At 64.6% G+C, this 17,192-nt stretch carries 16 protein-coding genes; 14 read left to right on the forward strand and 2 right to left on the reverse strand.

The window, feature by feature from the left end; all coding sequences use genetic code 11:
* The first annotated feature begins 20 nt into the window (after positions 1–20).
* The 7 genes from A5686_RS24050 to A5686_RS24080 all read left to right on the forward strand — a co-directional run bounded on the left by A5686_RS24050 (position 21) and on the right by A5686_RS24080 (position 9,038).
* Positions 21–1,685 carry an NAD(P)/FAD-dependent oxidoreductase gene (locus A5686_RS24050; RefSeq protein ID WP_067939529.1) on the forward strand — a complete coding sequence of 555 codons (1,665 nt, stop codon included), beginning with the start codon at positions 21–23 and terminating at the stop codon, positions 1,683–1,685.
* A 56-nt stretch (positions 1,686–1,741) separates the two neighbouring features.
* On the forward strand, positions 1,742–2,923 hold the full coding sequence (locus A5686_RS24055; RefSeq protein ID WP_156750220.1) for an acyl-CoA dehydrogenase family protein: 1,182 nt from the start codon (positions 1,742–1,744) through the stop codon (positions 2,921–2,923).
* Positions 2,920–4,968: a CoA transferase gene (locus A5686_RS24060; protein WP_067939534.1), complete on the forward strand. Its 2,049-nt coding sequence runs from the start codon at positions 2,920–2,922 to the stop codon at positions 4,966–4,968. The genes A5686_RS24055 and A5686_RS24060 overlap by 4 nt, the downstream gene beginning before the upstream one ends.
* Positions 4,965–6,113 carry an acyl-CoA dehydrogenase family protein gene (locus A5686_RS24065; protein WP_067939537.1) on the forward strand — a complete coding sequence of 383 codons (1,149 nt, stop codon included), beginning with the start codon at positions 4,965–4,967 and terminating at the stop codon, positions 6,111–6,113. Before A5686_RS24060 ends, A5686_RS24065 begins: the two co-directional genes overlap by 4 nt.
* A gap of 385 nt (positions 6,114–6,498) precedes the next feature.
* Positions 6,499–7,578 (forward strand): dihydrodipicolinate reductase, encoded by a 1,080-nt coding sequence (locus tag A5686_RS24070; protein ID WP_067939541.1) that lies wholly within the window; start codon positions 6,499–6,501, stop codon positions 7,576–7,578.
* Positions 7,579–7,620: 42 nt separating this feature from the next.
* Complete coding sequence (locus A5686_RS24075; protein WP_082947791.1) at positions 7,621–8,529, forward strand: NAD(P)-dependent oxidoreductase; 909 nt, start codon at positions 7,621–7,623, stop codon at positions 8,527–8,529.
* Positions 8,530–8,561: 32 nt separating this feature from the next.
* A complete protein-coding gene (locus A5686_RS24080) occupies positions 8,562–9,038 on the forward strand; it encodes a nuclear transport factor 2 family protein (RefSeq protein ID WP_067939542.1) in 477 nt (158 codons plus the stop codon).
* On the opposite strand, the gene A5686_RS24085 is transcribed toward A5686_RS24080, so the two are convergent.
* Together A5686_RS24085 and A5686_RS24090 are read right to left on the reverse strand one after the other, a co-directional pair.
* Positions 9,023–9,835 carry an SDR family NAD(P)-dependent oxidoreductase gene (locus tag A5686_RS24085; protein ID WP_082947792.1) on the reverse strand — a complete coding sequence of 271 codons (813 nt, stop codon included), beginning with the start codon at positions 9,833–9,835 and terminating at the stop codon, positions 9,023–9,025. The genes A5686_RS24080 and A5686_RS24085 overlap by 16 nt on opposite strands.
* Before the next feature lie 69 nt (positions 9,836–9,904).
* Positions 9,905–11,092 (reverse strand): cytochrome P450, encoded by a 1,188-nt coding sequence (locus A5686_RS24090; RefSeq protein WP_067939543.1) that lies wholly within the window; start codon positions 11,090–11,092, stop codon positions 9,905–9,907.
* A gap of 274 nt (positions 11,093–11,366) precedes the next feature.
* Here A5686_RS24090 and A5686_RS24095 point away from each other — a divergent pair, with 274 nt between their 5' ends.
* The 7 genes from A5686_RS24095 to A5686_RS24125 all read left to right on the forward strand — a co-directional run.
* Positions 11,367–12,911 carry an aldehyde dehydrogenase family protein gene (locus A5686_RS24095; RefSeq protein ID WP_231986468.1) on the forward strand — a complete coding sequence of 515 codons (1,545 nt, stop codon included), beginning with the start codon at positions 11,367–11,369 and terminating at the stop codon, positions 12,909–12,911.
* Between the two features lie 99 nt (positions 12,912–13,010).
* Positions 13,011–13,457 (forward strand): MaoC family dehydratase N-terminal domain-containing protein, encoded by a 447-nt coding sequence (locus A5686_RS24100; RefSeq protein ID WP_082947793.1) that lies wholly within the window; start codon positions 13,011–13,013, stop codon positions 13,455–13,457.
* Positions 13,454–13,942, forward strand: a complete 489-nt coding sequence (locus A5686_RS24105) for a MaoC/PaaZ C-terminal domain-containing protein (RefSeq protein WP_067939550.1) — start codon at positions 13,454–13,456, stop codon at positions 13,940–13,942. Before A5686_RS24100 ends, A5686_RS24105 begins: the two co-directional genes overlap by 4 nt.
* 6 nt (positions 13,943–13,948) lie before the next feature.
* Positions 13,949–15,109, forward strand: a complete 1,161-nt coding sequence (locus A5686_RS24110; RefSeq protein WP_067939553.1) for a thiolase domain-containing protein — start codon at positions 13,949–13,951, stop codon at positions 15,107–15,109.
* A complete protein-coding gene (locus A5686_RS24115) occupies positions 15,106–15,537 on the forward strand; it encodes a Zn-ribbon domain-containing OB-fold protein (protein WP_082947794.1) in 432 nt (143 codons plus the stop codon). Before A5686_RS24110 ends, A5686_RS24115 begins: the two co-directional genes overlap by 4 nt.
* A complete protein-coding gene (locus A5686_RS24120) occupies positions 15,534–16,370 on the forward strand; it encodes an enoyl-CoA hydratase-related protein (protein ID WP_067939555.1) in 837 nt (278 codons plus the stop codon). The genes A5686_RS24115 and A5686_RS24120 overlap by 4 nt, the downstream gene beginning before the upstream one ends.
* A 13-nt stretch (positions 16,371–16,383) precedes the next feature.
* A partial coding sequence (locus A5686_RS24125) for an NAD(P)-binding protein (RefSeq protein WP_156750221.1) occupies positions 16,384–17,192 on the forward strand: 809 nt, incomplete at its 3' end.

Below are 17,192 nucleotides of genomic sequence, written 5' to 3' on the forward strand. Positions count from 1 at the left end.
CACTTAGGGAGACAGAGATCATGGTGTCAAGCAACACCGCGGCTCAAAACGGTGAGAACCCCAGAGTCGACGGCGAAGCCGACGTCATCGTCATCGGTGCGGGATTTGCCGGCCTCTATGCGCTGTATCGGTTGCGCGGAATGGGTCTGTCGGTGGTAGTGCTCGACGCAGCCGACGACATCGGTGGGACCTGGTATCTGAACCGGTATCCGGGCTGCCGATGCGATGTGGAGAGCCTCGCGTACTCGTACTCGTTCTCACCGGAACTCGAACAAGAGTGGGACTGGTCGGAACGCTACGCGACTCAACCCGAGATATTGAGCTACATCCGCCATGTCGCCGATCGGTTCGACCTTCGTCGCGATATCCACCTGAACATGCGAGTGGAGTCGGCGCACTGGGATCAGGATGCCGAGCGTTGGCGCGTCGGCACCGAGCATGGCAACCGCTGGACGGCACCGTATCTGGTGACCGCCGTCGGCTGCATCTCCGCGCCGAAGTTACCGGACATCGAAGGCTTGGACAGGTTCACAGGGGAGCGCTACCACACTGCCGAATGGCCGCGCGAGGGAGTGGATTTCACCGGCAAACGGGTCGCTGTCATCGGCACGGGATCCTCGGGCGTGCAGGTGATTCCGATCATCGCGGAGCAGGCAAAACAGCTCACCGTTTTTCAGCGGACGCCGGTCTTCACCATCCCGGCGCAGAACCGCCCGTACACCGAGGAGGAGCGCGCGGAGATGAAGGCGCGCTACCAGCAGTACCGGGAGGAGTCGCGCTGGACGACTTTCGGGACCGCCGGTCACAGGCCAACCGCGGCGGCACTCGAGGTCGATGAAGAGACTCGCCGCAACACCTACGAGGGTGCATGGCGGGTGGGCCGGGTCAACGAATTGCTGGGCGCTTTCACCGATCTCATGGTCGACGAGGCGGCCAACGATACCGCGGCGGAATTCGTCCGCGAGAAGATCCGCACGATCGTCAAGGACCCGGATGTTGCTGCGTCGCTGATGCCGACCGACTATCCGTTCGGTGCCAAACGGCCGTGCATGGACACGAACTATTACCAGACCTTCAACCGGCCCAACGTATCGCTCGTCGATCTGCGCAAGGAGCCGATGAAGACCTTGCTGCCGAACGGCATTCGCACGTCGAAGGCCGAGTACCCTTTCGACACCCTCGTGCTGGCCATCGGGTTCGACAATTTCACGGGCTCGCTGCTGCGGATGAACATACGGGGTCGAGGCGGCATCTCCCTCAATGATCACTGGGCCGACGGTGCGCGTTCCTACCTTGGGCTCGCGGTCGCCGGCTTCCCGAACATGTTCACGATCACCGGTCCCGGCAGCCCCTCGGTGCTGAGTAACACGATCGTCTCGATCGAACAGCACGTGGATTGGATCAGCGCGTGCATCGGTTATCTCCGGGAGCACTCGATCTCCACGATCGAGGCGCGGCCGGATGCCGAGGACAGCTGGGTGAAGCTCGTCAGCAAGCTCGCGGAGAAGACGCTGATGACCAAGGCGGACTCGTGGTACCTGGGTGCGAACGTCCCAGGCAAACCGCGGGTTTTCATGGCCTACCTGGCGGGGGTGGGGAACTACCGGAAGACCTGCGACAGCGTGGCCGACAACAACTACGAGGGATTCACGTTGACGCCGGCCGGGGCGACGCTCTACGCATGAACGTCGATGTTCAATCTTGACGGCTCGAGGACGCCCCGAGCGAAGGGACAGGGCACGTGCGAGGTCTGACCAGTGGATTTCCGCTAAGTGACGCCCAGCGCGCGATGCTGGACCAGCTGAAGGTCTACCTGGACGAGAACTTTCCGGAAGAGCGCGCAGTAGCCGCTGACCTGACAGCGGAGTGGGCCAGCGACGAGGAATACGAGTGGCTGCATCAGTTCAATCGCCGGCTGGCCGAAGATGGCTGGCTGATCGGGCACTGGCCCACAGAGTGGGGTGGCCGCGGCCTGACCGACGTCGATCAGATGCTGATCCGCGAGGAACTGGCATATCGACGCATCCCGCTGGTCAATGTCAACGGTCTGGACATGTTGGCGCCGATCCTGCTGCGCTTCGGTACCGAGGAGCAGAAGCAGCGCCACCTCCCTGGCATCGCTTCCGTGGATACGATGTGGTGCCAAGGGTTTTCGGAACCCGAGGCGGGATCCGATCTGACCTCACTGCGCACGACGGCAGTCCGCAATGGCGATCACTACGTCGTCAACGGCAGCAAGGTGTGGACTGGCCACGCGATGCGGTCGATGTGGATGATTCTGTTGTGTCGCACAGGCGAAGGCTCGACGGGCAGCCGCGGCCTGAGTCTGCTGTTAGTCGATATGGCGAACACGCCCGGCGTGGAGATGACGCCGACGGTCGCGATGACCGGCGTCGTGACGTTCTGCCAAGAATCCTTCGTTGACGCGAAGGTGCCTGTCGAGAACATCGTCGGTGCCGAGAACGAGGGCTGGGCGGTGTCGCGGGCGTTGCTGGAGCACGAGCGCGGGGGTCCGGGCGTGGCCGCCAAGCTACGGCGAATGCTCGACGATCTACTCGACCTCGTCGCCGGGGCGCAAAAAGACGCGTCCGACGCCGATGTGGTCCGTCTCGGCGGCCTTATCGAGAAGGTCGAGGGCGCGCGGGCGATGGCCTACGAGATGGCCGAGGCCAGAACCCGGGCCGAAATGTCGCCCCACATGCCCTCGGTTTTCAAGCTTTTCAGCTCCGCGCTGGGTGTCGAGCTGTCCGAGGTGGGAGTCGATCTGCTGGGCTTGGATGCCCCCGCGCACCGGCCCGACGTCGGCGCGTGGACACACTGGGAGGACTACCTGTACTCGTTTCTCATGCCGATCGCAGGCGGCAGCAATGAGATTCAGCACGAGATCATCGCTTCGACCTTCCTTGGGATCGGCCGCAAATGACTTCCCGAGTCGACTACCTCGCCGGTTTCCACTGTGTGGTCCTTGGCCATGGCGCAGTCGCCCTCACGGCGCGCGACACGCTCCTCAGTCTGGGCGCTGACGTCGCCACCGTCACCTATGGGGCCGACGCCGCGGACATCGTCATCTGCGACCGCGTCGCCGAGGGGACCGACGAGCTGTACCTATCGCAGGTTGCCCACTGGGTTGAGAATCGTCACTCCGGCCGCCCCGGGACGTGGGTCAGCGTCTCGGCCTTCGGGCTTGACGGCCCGGCTGGCGGTTTGCCGGGCTCCGACCTGGTGTGCGCGGCGGCCGGCGGCATGCTGGCGGCGCTGACCGACGGCGAAGGTCGGTTCCATCAAATGCCGGGTGAGCAGGCGCTGCAGGCGACGGGGCTGCTGGCGGTTCTCTCTGCGCTGCACGGAGTTTCGCTGAGCCGCAGCGAGGGGATCGCCGTGCACCAGGACCTGTCTGCTCAGGAGGCCACCGCGTTCTCTTCCGTGCAGCAGGAGCTTGCTCACATTTTGTATCGGTGCGGTGGTGCCGGCGGTGCGGCCCGCTACTCGGCGCCCGCGGGCGTGTTCGAATGCACGGACGGGTTGATCAACATCATCGTCATCGACGACCACCAATTCGCCCGCGTCGCCGAGGTGGTCGGGCGACCGGAGTGGATCACGCTGTATCCGACGCTTCCCGACCGAGTCGCCAACGGGGACACCATCAATTCGGTGGTGCAAGATTGGCTTGCCACTCGGCCCAAGGTCGAGTGTGAACGACTGATGCAGGCCAACGGGGTTCCTGCGACCGCCGTGCGCACCGTCGCCGAGGTCAACACTTCCGACCAATTCCAGGAGCGGGACTGGACGGCCCGATGCGGCGGATTCGACTCCGCCGTCCCGCCGGTCCCTGCCGTCATTGCCCGTCACCCGGCGGCCTCCCCGCCTAGCGAAGGGCCGGCCGAGCGCACCCTGGATGACCTGCGGGTGGTCGAGGTAACCAATGTGCTCGCCGGTCCGCTCAGTGGCTCCATCTTGGGAGCGATGGGCGCGAAGGTGGTGCGGCTGGAGGATCAAGGCCGACTCGACGTCTACCGACGCAACGGTCCCTTCGCCGACGGTGAGGTCGGCCTCGAACGTGCGGCGTATTTCATGTGTGCGAACTATTGCAAACGCAGCGTCACCGAGGGCGTCGGTGAGGATCCGGAGATCGCTCGACTGGCGCTCGGCTGGGCGAACCTGCTGATCGAGAACGTCGGCTCGAGCCGGCTGGCGCGCCTTGGGACCGGTCCGGTAACGGTGGGCAGTGGAGCCGGGGGAATGGCGGCGTCGATCTCGGGCTACGGCCGCAGCGGACCGCATGCGGACTTCCGGGGCTATGCACCCAACGTGCACGCCTACGCGGGTCTTACCGAGGCGATCCACGAGGCAGTTGGATCCAGGGTCTACCTGATCGGCGCGCTAGCCGATTACGCCGCAGCGATCTGGGTGGCCACGCTCGCCGCGGCCTGGTACCTCGGCGGTGCGAATGATGAACAGCGCGTTGATCTTTCGATGGCTGAGACCGTAGCGGTAAAACTGCGCCATCTGCACCGCGAGGTTGGCAAGGCTACCCGGGATCTGCTTGTGGAAACCACAGACGGTCGTACCGTCGCGCTCTCGTTCTCCGAGGGCGACGGCGAGCGCGTTGCCGGCGCTCTCGGGCAGCAGGTTTCCGACGGCGACGTGGATGCGGTCGTGGCCCGCGCCGTCAGCGAGGATCCCGAGGCGGCGGTCTCGTCACTGCAAAAGGCCGGCCTCGCCGTGTATTTCGTCAGGTTGACCGCAGACGTGGTGACCGACCCGCAGTTGCGTGCTCGCCAATTCTTCCTGCGCGCCGATCATCCGGTGGTGGGCCCGGCCGAAATCATCACCCTGCCGTGGAAGGTGGCGGGCTGCGCGCGGACTGGCTATCGCCCCGCCCCAGTGCTGGGCGCGGACGACGCCGGGGCACGCGAAGCGTTCGCCATTCACAACGCAACCGGTTCCCGACAAGAGGCGACGAGGTGACGAAGAACATCGCTGCGGGCTATCGCGAAAGTGACGAGCGGCGAGAGTTCCGCGCGTCCACGAGCGGAATGCTGGCTCGGCTGTGGCGAAACGATGTACTGCGCGACTTTCCCGATAGCGCGCAAGGCAAACTGGCCGAGCTCAACGCGGATATCCACCGCAACATGGCCCTCGGCGGAATTCTCGTGGCCGAAGAGCATGGTGGCCTTGGTGCCACCCTCGAATATGCGACGGTCGCCGCCGAGGAACTGGGTGCGGGGCTGGCTCCCTATGACCTCCTTGGTGCCTGCATGTCGGCACATATGCTCAACGTCGTCCAGGCTTCGGACCGGGACCTTTGGTTGCGGCGCATCGCCGAGGAGCCTCGTCCGTTCGTGTTTGCGTGGCCGGGGGTGGACTCGTGGTGGAACATCCGCGACGTGACGCCGGCCTCGGTGATACGCGACACCGCGTGGGCTCGATTCACCTATGTGCCGGGGCTGGTGGGCGAACCGTTCCTCGCGGTGCCTGCGCAACGGGATCACGGGTTCGGCGTCACGCTCATCGATTCGGCGACGGCCGTCGACCGGATCTCGGTGACCGAGGTCCCAAGCGCGGACACCTTGCGGGCGATCGGGCACCTAGTGCTCGACGGCGTCGAGTGCACGTACCTACCCGTTCCCGAACGCGCTTTCACCGAGGCGGTGATGCTCGGGGCGATCTTGCTCTCGGCAGAGATGGTTGGCGCCGCGCGTACGTGCATTGAGCGCATGGTCGAATATGGGTTGTTGCGGCAGCAGTTCGGCCAACCGATCGTCACTTTCCAAGCCCTCAAGCACGCCGTCGTCGATGCCGCGGTTGACTTTGAGCGGGCTCGGGCGAGCGTCTACCGTGCCGCTAGACGAGCCGACGCGACGTCCGTCGACGGTTCTGATGGCGGCCTGGGCGAGGCCCTCATGTTCGCCAGGATCGCCAAGGCGTCGGCCGGCACAGCGCTGCGATCGGCAGCCAAGTTGTCCATTCAGCTTCACGGCGGGACCGGCTTTACCTGGGAGAATTTGTCACACCGGTATCTGAAGAAGTGGGTCACGGGCAACGAGCTTTTCGGCTCCGCGGACGCACAGCGCCGACTGATCTATGCACAGGCTCAATCCCAAGTCAGCTAGCGGCTCGTCGGCTCAGCTGATTACCCCGTCCCACGCGCGTGCAGGCATCCCGATCGCCTGGCGGCGTTGGCATTTCACATCCGTCGGCGCGTGGCGCACCGTTGGTCTCGTTCGTCGCTACACGGTCGCCCGCTCTGGTCGATTTATCGGTTCCGCTGATCAGACACGAGGGTCGCGTCGGCCTTCTATCGGACAGCGCCGCGCCCACTCAGTGCCGGGTTCAGTTCCTTGACAAGAATTATCTATGGTGATTAAAATCATAATTTATTATCCTTAAATTAATCTGACACGTGGAGTTATGGCAGCGCGCAGTGGCGAACGTGCGGTTGTAGTAGCTGGCCTGCCGAAGTCGGTTTCAACCGGTTATCGATGGAGGATATGTTCGATGCTTCGGGTAGTGCAGTGGGCGACGGGGTTCGTCGGAAAGTTCTCCCTGACCGCCATGATCGAGGATCCGGATCTCGAAGTGGTCGGGGCGCGCGTCTACAGCGACGACAAGCACGGCAAGGACGTCGGTGAGATCTGCGGCCTCGATCCTATCGGCGTCAAGGCGACCAAGAACCGCGACGAGATCCTGGCACTCGACGCGGACTGCGTCGTTTACATGGCAGACGTCGAGACCAATCCCATGGGCGGCCTTGATGACATCTGCGACATCCTGGCGTCGGGCAAGAATGTGGTATCCACCGCGGTGTCGCCTCTGATTTATCCGGCCGTCATGGGCCCGGAGGCCGTGGAGCGCATGGAAAAGGCCTGTGCCGAAGGCAATTCGAGCTTTCACGGCACCGGATTCAACCCCGGCTGGGCGTCGGGGGTGCTGCCCCTGACCATGTTGTCGTGCATCTACCGGCTGGACTCGATCCGGTACCAGGAGATTCTCAACTATGCCCACTGGGACAACGCCGAAATGCTCTTCAACAACATGGGTTTCGGGATGGCTCCCGATTACGAGGCCCTGTGGACCAGGCCCGAAGTTATGGGGGCGTTCTTCCATGCGCCGCTCTCGCTCATCGCTGCCGGCATCGACGCCACCATCGAGAGGTTCGCGTACGACCGGCAGACATGGCTGGCCAAGGAGGACTTCGAGATCGCGGCAGGGACGATCAAGGCGGGAACCGTAGCCGCGATGAAGTTCTCGGCAACGGCCGTCGTCAACGGCAAGCCGATGATCACCGGAGAGCACGTCACACGGCTGCGAGCAGATGCCGCTCCGGAGTGGCCGGACGGACGAGGGTTCAAGTTGATGGTCGAGGGTTCGCCGTCGTTGCTGGTGGAGGCCAAGATCGACATCCACGGTGACGACGAAGCCAATCAGGCCTGCTTGGCCACTGCGATGCACGCCGTGCATTCGATCGCCCCAGTGTGCGCTGCCGAGCCCGGAATCAGGACCATCCTCGACTTCCCGATGGTCGTCGGCCGTCACGTGGCGGACGCGCCGGTCCGCCCGCTGGCACATCGGGATTAGCCCACAACTACAGAACCGTCTTGACACTTTAGAGGAGCAAAGGTGCTGACAGGCAAGAAGATTCTGGTCACGGGCGGAACCGGGCAGATTGCAGGCCCTATCGTCGAGGACTTCGCCAGGGATAACGAGGTCTGGTGCGCCGCGCGCTTCAGCGACCCGGCGCGAAAGGCCGAGCTTGAGGGAATGGGCGTGCACACGTGTACGTGGGACATGAGTGACGGTGACATGTCGCCGTTGCCCGATGACTTCACCCACGTGGTTCACTCGGCCATCTACCCGGCCGTCGAACACGAAGATTCCATCCACCGTAACGCCGAGTCTTCCGGCCTGCTCATGAAGCACTGCGAGAACGCGGAAGCATTCCTGTTTGTGTCGAGCTTCTGCATGTACCACGAGCACGAGGACCACCCCAACCACGCGTATTGCGAGACTGACAAACTCGGGGGATCTGCCAGTTACAACGACTCCTATGCGGTCGGGAAGCTGGCGGCCGAAGGGGCGGTCCGGTCGGCATGCCGGATCCTCAATCTGCCGACGACCATTGCGAGGATGAACGTCGGGTACAGCTGGACCGGTCATGGCGGCTTGCCGGTGGCGTACTACTACCTCATGTCCCAGGGCCAACCGGTGCCGGTTCCCGTGGGTTCGTCGAACATGAGCTCGCCGATCGCCGGCGAGGACATCGCCCGCCAGGCCCACTTACTGCTCGAAGCAGCCACCGTTCCGGCGACGATCGTGAATTGGGCCGGCGATGAAGCGGTTTCGGATCGTGAAATCTGCGACTACGTCGCCGAGCTGACCGGAGTGACCGCGACCTATGTTGAGAGTCCCGTCAGCTTCGACAGCTTCATCTCGGACAACACCCGCCGGGAGAAGCTCATCGGCAAGTGCGAAATCCATTGGCGCGACGGCATTCGCGACACGTTTAAGCGGCGCGGCATCCTCACCTAGCGTTGGCCGCTGTTTCGGAGACGGAACTTCGGATGGATGACATCGAGGCGATCAAACGCCTGAAGGCCCGGTACTGTCGGCTGATGGACACCAAGGATTGGAACGGCTACCGCGAGCTCTTCACCGACGACGTCACCGTCGACCTCGAACTCGCGGGGGAAGCAGTGCCCGGCCAGGGCCAAGACTCGACGGAGGCGGCCGGGGCCGTGATCGCCGGGGCCGATTCCTTTCTCGCCATGCTCGTGCCGACGCTCGGCGAGGTGGTCACTGTCCACCAGTGCCACACCCCTGAGATCGATGTGCTGTCGCCGTCAACAGCGAGGGGCATCTGGGCGATGGAGGACTTGCTCCGCTTCCCGGATGGCACGGAGCTGCATGGTTTTGGGCATTACCACGAGACGTATGAAAAGCAAGGCGAAGATTGGCTCATCAAGTCGACGAGACTCACCCGACTGCGCACCGATGTTGTTGCTGGTCCTCAAGTCGCACGCCGTCAGATCGCGGAGTAGCCGCCGTCGACGACGAGCGTCTGCCCGGTAACGTAGCTGGCTCCGGGGCCGGCGAGGAACAAGAGTGCGCTGTCAAGTTCGTCGTCTCGGCCCGCACGTCGCATCGGCACCGTGCGGTCGATGAAGGCGAGACTTTTTTCGTCGGTCATCATCGCAGCTGTCATCTCTGTCGGAAACCAGCCCGGCGCAAGGCAATTGACCCGGATGCCGCTGCGGGCCCACTGGGCGGCCAATTCCCGGGTGAGGTTGGCGACGCCGCCCTTGGAGGCGCAGTAGGAGGCCTGGGGGATGCGACCGATGCCGATCTGTCCGAGCATCGAGGAGACATTCACGATGCTGCCGCCGCCATTGTCGCGCATCGGTCCGTACGCCTCCCGGCAGCAGACGAACACCGCGACCAGGTTCGTGCTGATCACCTGCTGGAAGTGTTCGGTCGACTCTTCCTCGGCACGCACCATCGACCCCGTCCCCGCGTTGTTGACCAGGATGTCGAGCCGACCGAAGCGCTCGACGGTCGACCTGACGAGCTGAGCCGGGAACGCCTCGTCGCTGATGTCGCCGGCCACGACGTGGATGCGGTCGGGGCCGAGCTCGGAACGCAGTTCCTCGAGACGGTCCGCGCGCCGTGCGGTGATCGACACGAGCGCGCCGGCTTCGACAAGCACCTTCGCGAAGCGCCTACCGAGGCCGGAGGACGCGCCGGTAACGATCGCGACTTGACCCTCAATCCCGTTACCGGCAGAGGGTGCTGCGGGGCGGTTGGTGACAGCTGTGTGGTCGACGGATTCAGCGGCCATGCGTCAACCATAGGCGACCGTCCGGACGGTCGATAATTGCGGTCGCCGGTGGCGGCGAGGGGCTGCGGGCTAGCCCGTGAACACGGGCATCTTGGACCATCCCCGCACGCTCGTCGTGTGTGCCCTGACGGCGTTGGCGTAGTCAACCTCCCAGTCCGGCCAGCGCTTGATTACCTCTTCCAGCACCACCTTGGCCTGCATTCGCGCCAGGGCCGAACCCAAGCAGAAGTGCAATCCATGGCCGAAACTGAGATGCGCGGCGCCGCGATGGATGTCAAATGTGTCGGCGTTGGGATACTTTCGCTCGTCTCGATTGGCTGATCCGTTGAGCAGCAACATGACCGAGCCTTGGGGAACCAGGGTGTCGTGGCATTCGACATCACGGGCGACGTAGCGCGCCTGCACCGGGGATGGCGCCTCGTAACGTAAGACCTCCTCGATGGCGCTGGGGATCAGCGACGGGTTTGCCACGACCTCGCGGCGCTGATCCGGGTGCTCGGCAAGCAGCTGGCCCATGAATCCGATCAGGCGTGTCGTCGTCTCATTGGCGGCGCCGGCGATGCCGCTGGCGTAGCACAGCACCTCATCACGCGTGAGTGGTCGCGTCCCGTACTCATCCTCGAGCTCGGAGTTCAACAGCTGCGTCATCAGATCGTCGGAAGGATGCTCCATCCGCCAGTCGATGTAGTCGGCGAACAGGGCATAGCTGTGCGTCATGAAGTCTTCGGCAACCCGCTTGAATGCGCCATCGCTGAGGCTGAGGATGCGGCCGCCGCGGTCGCGGATCTGCTCCTGGTTTTCTTCGGGGATGCCCAGCAGGTAACCGATGGTGCGCATCGGGACCGTCGCGCCGATGTCCTCGACAAAGTCCAACCGCCCGGTGCCCATCAACGGATCCAGTGCCCGCACACAATAGTCCCGGGTGAGTGGCTCGATCGCCTCCATTCGGCGCGGGGTGAAAACCCGTGAGACAACCCGACGATGGTAATTGTGGCTTGGCGGGTCCTCGAAGAGGATACTTCCCGGCGGAAACTCTATGTTGCTCATGATGATGTCCAAGGTGGTCCCGCGGCCTGACCGGTAAACCTCCCAGTTGGTGAGTTCAGGGGCAACGTCGTCATAGCGGCTCAGCGCGTAGAAGTTGTAGCTGTCGTTGCGGTACAGCGGGGCTTCGTCGCGCATCCTCTTCCAGACTGGATAAGGATCGTCGTCGATGTCGAAATCAAAAGGGTCGTAGTACAATTCGGGTTGGCTCATGACCGTCTCCTGATCTCCCACGGCACTCGCTTCGATGGAGTGCGCATCTGTTGGCTGCCCCGTTGGCGCCGAGAGGTCGGGTGGCAGTGAGGGCCTATTGCGGAGGAGCTCATCCCGGCCATGCTGCCCTCTATCCGTGTCTGCCACGCCGCCATATTGCCGGGATACGCCGGTGACGATCACAGCAACCTGACGGTCTGCGCAATATGGTAATGTCCAACCGACTGGTCGGATGGCAATTGGCCGATTGACATCAGGTTTGGAGCGCGACGAAATGTCTGCCGTTAAGACACGGATGTCCGAAGGGGTTCGTGACCTAGTCGCAGCCCCTGCCGGCTACGTCAACGGCTGCTGGCTCAGCGGAGGCGACAGCCAAATAGATGCCATCGACCCGACAACCGAGCAGGTTCTGGCGGGGGTGCCGACGACCACTGTCAGTCAGGTCGACGAGGCGGTCATGGCGGCACGCAAGGCTTTTGACGAAGGACCGTGGCCGCGGATGCGTCCGCGTGATCGCGCGGCGGCGATCAATCGCCTTATCGACCGCCTGCGTGCACACCGTGACGATCTCGTCGAACTCGGCATGCTCGAAGTTGGCTCGCCGCGGATGCTCAGCGAGGCGATGCACGCCGATCTCCCCATCAACTTCTGGGAGTGGTTCGCCGATGCCGCAATCCGCGGCCCGCGTGGTGGCTGGGAGAACGGGATCGGCCTGCATCATTCTCCGGTCCTGTCGACGAGCATCCTGTTCCACGATCCGATTGGCGTGGTGGCCGCGATCACGGCGTACAACACCCCGCAGCTGATCACCGCCTTCAAGGTGGGCGGCGCCCTTGCTGCCGGCTGCACGACCGTGCTCATGCCATCGCCGCGAACGCCACTGGCGGCGGTCGCCTTCGCCCGCATCGTCGAAGAGGCCGAGTTACCTGCCGGCGTCGTCAACGTCGTCATCGGCGAAGCCGAGGTCGGGCGCGCACTGACCGAGAATCCCGCCGTCGATCTCGTCACCTTCACCGGGTCGGTGGCTGTCGGCCGACAGGTCATGCGTCAAGCCGCCGACGGACTGAAGAAGGTCGTACTCGAACTCGGAGGCAAGTCACCGAACATCTTGCTGCCCGGTGCCGACGTGGAGGCCGCGGCGGCGCCGTCGATCCTGCGCTTCACCCGCAACAGTGGACAGGCCTGCGGGGCGACAACCCGCACGCTCGTGCCGCGCGCCGACTACGAGCGCTTTGTGGGCGCGGCCGCCGCTTTCATGGACACGGTCGTGGTCGGCGATCCGTTCGAGCCGTCGACCGTGTTGGGACCGCTTATCCGCCGATCCCAGGTGGACAGCGTTCAGGGCTACGTGAATCGCGCCTTGGATCGGGGCGCCGAAATCGTGGCAGGCGGCAAGCCCATCGACGCCGAGACCGGATTCTTCATGGCACCGGCGTTGGTCGGCAACGTCGGCAACGACGACGAAATCTGCCAGGAGGAACTCTTTGGACCCGTCGGCGCGGTGATGCCATACGACACCGTCGACGAGGCGGTGGCCATGGCCAACGGCACCCGCTACGGGCTCAACGCGAACATCTGGGGACCGGCGGACGACGCGATGGGTGTCGCGCGCCGTCTGCGTACCGGAACCGCCACCCTCAACGGCGGTGGCGGCGACCGGCCCGACGCCCCGTGGGGCGGTGTCGGCGAGAGCGGCATCGGATTCGACAGGGGTGAGGCCGGATTCGCGGAGTTCTTCACCGTCCAGCACGTGCAATGGCCACTGGCCGGTGTGGGTCGGGCCAGCGGCCTTCCGCCGGGCCGCGGCCCGGAAAAGTAGGGGCCGCGTGGACACCGCGGAGACCAGGGCCGGCAGCTTGACCCTCTGCCCTCAACGTGATGAAATGCCGATTATGTCGACAGACCGGTCGGTCGAATCATGACCCTCGAACAGGCGGTTGAAAAGGCCCGACAGTACGTCGGGCTTGTCGGGCCCGCGGTCGCCATGACGGTCGAGCGCACCACGATCCGGCGCTTCGCCGAAGCGATCGGGGATACCAACCCGCTTTATTACGACGAGGAATTCGCCAGGGCGACCAGATGGGGCGGCATCATCGCCCCTCCCACATTTCTCTGCCTGCTGCTGCCGCCGCTGCCCACGCCCGACATCGACTTCGGCACCATCAAGCTCAACGGCGGAAGTGCCTTCGAGTCGTACCGACCGGTTCGGCCTGGAGACGTCATCATCGGCCAGGCCGAATACGCCGACGTCCAAGCAAAGCAGGGAAAGGGTGGCGGCATGCTGATCTTCCAGGGAAGAACGCGATACACCGACGGCGACGGCCACCTCGTCGCGATCGGTACCGGCACCGGAATTCAGAGATGAGCACCGCGACCGAGCAGGAAGCCGCTCCGAGGCCTGAGGCGATTGTGCCGCCGCGCACCCTGGACCCGACGACCGTGGCTGTCGGCGATCGGCTTCCGACGGTCACCAAACAGCCGACGACGCGCCAGCTCGTCATGTTCGCAGGAGCCTCCGGCGATTTTTACGAGATCCATTACGACCACGCGGTCGCCGTCGAATCGGGTCTGCCCGGTGTCATCGTCCACGGCTACTTGAAGATGGCGTGGCTTGGTGAGCTCGTATCGACGTGGGCAGGCCCCGACGCGTTCGTCCAACGGGTCGACGTGTCCTACCGCGGTACCGATGTCCCCGGCGACGCATACCGGCTCGAGGGCCAGGTGAGCGCGATTTCTCCGGGCGACGGCGTAACCACGGTTGAACTCGAGATCTGGGGCGAGGGCCCCGCAGGGGCGAAGACGACTATCGGCACTGCCGCCGTGCAGCTGCCGATTACGCGTGGTCGGTGAGAGACCGTGTCCATTCGTGGAAAGGCCTGTATCGCGGGGGTTTTCGAGCACCCGCTGCGGAAAATCCCCGATCGTACGACGGCCCAGATCCACGCCGAGGTCGCCGTGGGCGCGCTGACGGACGCCGGTCTTACGCTGGCCGACGTCGACGGCTACTTCTGCGACTCGACCGCGGGCTTCGGCCCGATCTCGATGACCGAGTACCTCGGGCTCAAACCCCACTATGTCGACTCCACGGAGACCGGCGGATCGTCCTACATCGTGCACGTCGGCCACGCCGCGGCCGCGATCGCGGCCGGTAAGTGCCGGGTCGCGTTGATCACGATGGCGGGCCGTCCGCGCAGCGCTCCGCAGGGCATGCCGGCCCCCGCGGAGCCATCTCCCGAAACGACCTTCGAGGAGTCGTGGGGCATGTTCGGTATCGCCCCCGCATATGCCCTTGCCGCGCAACGGCATATGTACGAGTTCGGGACGACCTCGGCACAACTGGCCGAGGTCAAGGTGGCCGCGGCGCACCACGCGCAATACAACCCGAACGCCATGCTGCGGGATCCGGTCACGGTCGAGCAGGTCGTGGAGTCGCCGATGGTCAGCGATCCGCTGCACCGGCTGGACTGCTGCGTGGTGAGCGACGGCGGCGGAGCGATCGTCGTGGTCGACCCTTCTGTCGCAAAGGATCTCGGCGATCGCTGCGTCACAGTGCTCGGGCAGGGCGAGGCGATCAAGCACACCGACAACGGCGGCGTCGACCTCACCTACACCGCGGCGGTGGAGTCGGGTCCTCGAGCGTTCGCCGAGGCCGGCGTCACCCCCGCAGACATCGACTACGTGTCGATCTATGACTCGTTCACGATCACCGCAATGGTGGCGATCGAGGACCTGGGCTTCTGCCCGAAAGGACAAGGCGGCAAGTTCGTGCAGGACGGCGCACTCCAAGCGCCGCACGGCGTGTTGCCCTTCAACACCGACGGCGGCGGCTTGTGCAACAACCACCCCAGCAATCGCGGCGGAGTCACCAAGGTGATCGAGGCCGTGCGGCAGCTGCGCGGCGAGGCGCACTCCGAAGTCCAGGTACCCGATTGCGAGCTCGCGCTGGCGCACGGCACCGGCGGCTCGATCGGTACCCGGATGGGAAGCGCCACACTGATCATGGGGAGGCTCCCGTGAGTGCGGCAAGCTTGCCGGTTGCGGCGCCCACCGTGACGGCGGAGACCCGTGAATTCTGGGAGGCGCTCACACAATCCCGTTTCGTGCTGCCCCGCTGCAACGGTTGCGCCGCCTGGATCTGGTATCCGCGTCGATTCTGCCCCGCGTGCGGCAGCCTGGACACGGCGTGGCAGGAGGCCAGCGGACGCGGACGCATCTACAGCTACACGGTGGTACGCAAGAGCGGCCTTCCCGGTTGGAGTGACGTGGTGCCCTACGTGATCGCCTACATCGAGCTTGATGAGGGGCCGCGGGTGATGAGCAACATCGTCGGCTGCGATCCCGAAGCGCTGACGATCGGAAGCCCGGTCCGCGTAGTGATGCCCACCGGCGACGACGGCCAGGCCCTGTTCCGTTTTCAGCCCGATGGCGGTCCGCCGGCGCAATGACCTACCAGACGGTACGAACCGAGGAGGACGGTCGCGTAGCGACCGTGGTGCTCAACCGGCCCGACCGGATGAACGCCTGGACGCGGCGCATGGAAGCCGAATTGGGCCATGCGATTGCGGGATTCGAGGTACGCGACGATATCGGCGCGATCATCGTCACCGGTGCCGGGCGGGCCTTCTGCGCCGGCGCCGATCTCGACGAGGACCAAACCAGCGACACCGCGCTGCGGGAGCTCTTTCGGCCAGCGACGGATCGGCCCTATTGGGAGATGCGCACGCCGACGATCGCCGCGATCAACGGCGCAGCCGTCGGCGTCGGCATGACCTTGCCGATGAAACTCGACGTCCGAATCGCCGCCGAGGACGCGAAGCTCGGTTTCGTCTTCACCAGGCGCGGATTGACCCCCGAATTCGGGGCCAGCTGGATCCTGCCTCGGTTTGTCGGGGCCACCAACGCCATGGAACTGCTGCTGACCGGCCGCATCTTCGACGGTCGCGAGGCGGTCAGAATCGGCTTGGCCAACGAGGCCCACCCCGCCGATCGCGTGTTGGACCGCGCGCGAGAGATCGCCGACGACATCGTGCGCAACGTCTCGCCGGTCGCCGCGGCGGTCACCAAGAGCCTGGTGTATCGCGGGCTCGAATCGGCCGATCTGTCTGCGCACGCGCGGCTGGAGCAAAAGCTGTACGACTGGGCGCTCAACGGCGCCGACTTTCCCGAGGGGATGGCGTCCTTCGTGGAGAAACGGGCACCCGAGTGGCCCCTGAGCAAGAACGCCGCGTTCCCGGCGGAGTTGTTTCGGGGCCGGGACGGCGACGGCAAGTGCCAGTGATGTTGGGAGGGCAATGGTGAGCATCGCGCAGCAGGCGCGGTCCGAGCTTCTCGAGACGACCGACGAACAGCTCGAGGACATCGTTCAGTTCGCCGATCCACTGGTCCTGCGTGGGTTGCTCTATCAGCTCACCGGCGACGAGGAGCTCAAAACCCAGGTGAAGACGCTGCGCGCTCAGGTCATGTTCGCTGAAGCGGCGATTCCGGCCTCCGAGGACGACATCGCGCTGGTTCGGCGCAAAGCCGTGGCGTTCTTGAAGTCCTATCGCGACTCCGGCGGCGGCCGCCTCGACATCGGCCCGCTCGATCGCCTTGAAGAGTCGATCCGGCTGGCGACGGGAAACAAACCGGGGCCAGACCAGATGGCCATGCTCATTGAGGAATTGGGACTCGACCCCTGGGTACGTGCCCACAAGTGGTCTCAGACACCAGATCCCGCCAAGCTCGCGGACTTCTCGGTAACGGTCATCGGTGCCGGCTACGGCGGGCTCAACGCCGCGGTGATGCTCAAGAGGGCAGGCATTCCCTACACGCACATCGAAAAGGATGGCGGCGTCGGCGGCACGTGGTACCGCAATCGGTATCCGGGGGCCCGCGTCGACTCGCCAAGCCGGGCCTACACACACGTGTTCGGCGCGAACGTCGATCTCGAGTACCCGTTCTGCCCACGCGCGCACAACCAGGCCTACTTCGACTGGGTCGCCGACGAACACGACATCCGCGATCACATCGAGTTCGACACCGAGGTGCGCGCGCTCACCTGGGATGAGGACCTGGCCAAGTGGAAGATCGACGTCAGCGGCCCCAACGGTGACCGCACGAT

This window comes from Mycobacterium sp. E2479, assembly GCF_001667925.1.
GTDB lineage: Bacteria > Actinomycetota > Actinomycetes > Mycobacteriales > Mycobacteriaceae > Mycobacterium.

What these genes read in the sequence shown, in the direction of transcription:
- A5686_RS24085 (WP_082947792.1), bottom strand. Translation starts at nt 9,835, where the DNA reads ATGGCCGCTGAATCCGTCGACCACACAGCTGTCACCAACCGCCCCGCA.
- A5686_RS24070 (WP_067939541.1), top strand. Translation starts at nt 6,499, where the DNA reads ATGCTTCGGGTAGTGCAGTGGGCGACGGGGTTCGTCGGAAAGTTCTCC.
- A5686_RS24120 (WP_067939555.1), top strand. Translation starts at nt 15,534, where the DNA reads ATGACCTACCAGACGGTACGAACCGAGGAGGACGGTCGCGTAGCGACC.
- A5686_RS24080 (WP_067939542.1), top strand. Translation starts at nt 8,562, where the DNA reads ATGGATGACATCGAGGCGATCAAACGCCTGAAGGCCCGGTACTGTCGG.
- A5686_RS24095 (WP_231986468.1), top strand. Translation starts at nt 11,367, where the DNA reads ATGTCTGCCGTTAAGACACGGATGTCCGAAGGGGTTCGTGACCTAGTC.
- A5686_RS24060 (WP_067939534.1), top strand. Translation starts at nt 2,920, where the DNA reads ATGACTTCCCGAGTCGACTACCTCGCCGGTTTCCACTGTGTGGTCCTT.
- A5686_RS24105 (WP_067939550.1), top strand. Translation starts at nt 13,454, where the DNA reads ATGAGCACCGCGACCGAGCAGGAAGCCGCTCCGAGGCCTGAGGCGATT.
- A5686_RS24100 (WP_082947793.1), top strand. Translation starts at nt 13,011, where the DNA reads ATGACCCTCGAACAGGCGGTTGAAAAGGCCCGACAGTACGTCGGGCTT.
- A5686_RS24090 (WP_067939543.1), bottom strand. Translation starts at nt 11,092, where the DNA reads ATGAGCCAACCCGAATTGTACTACGACCCTTTTGATTTCGACATCGAC.
- A5686_RS24050 (WP_067939529.1), top strand. Translation starts at nt 21, where the DNA reads ATGGTGTCAAGCAACACCGCGGCTCAAAACGGTGAGAACCCCAGAGTC.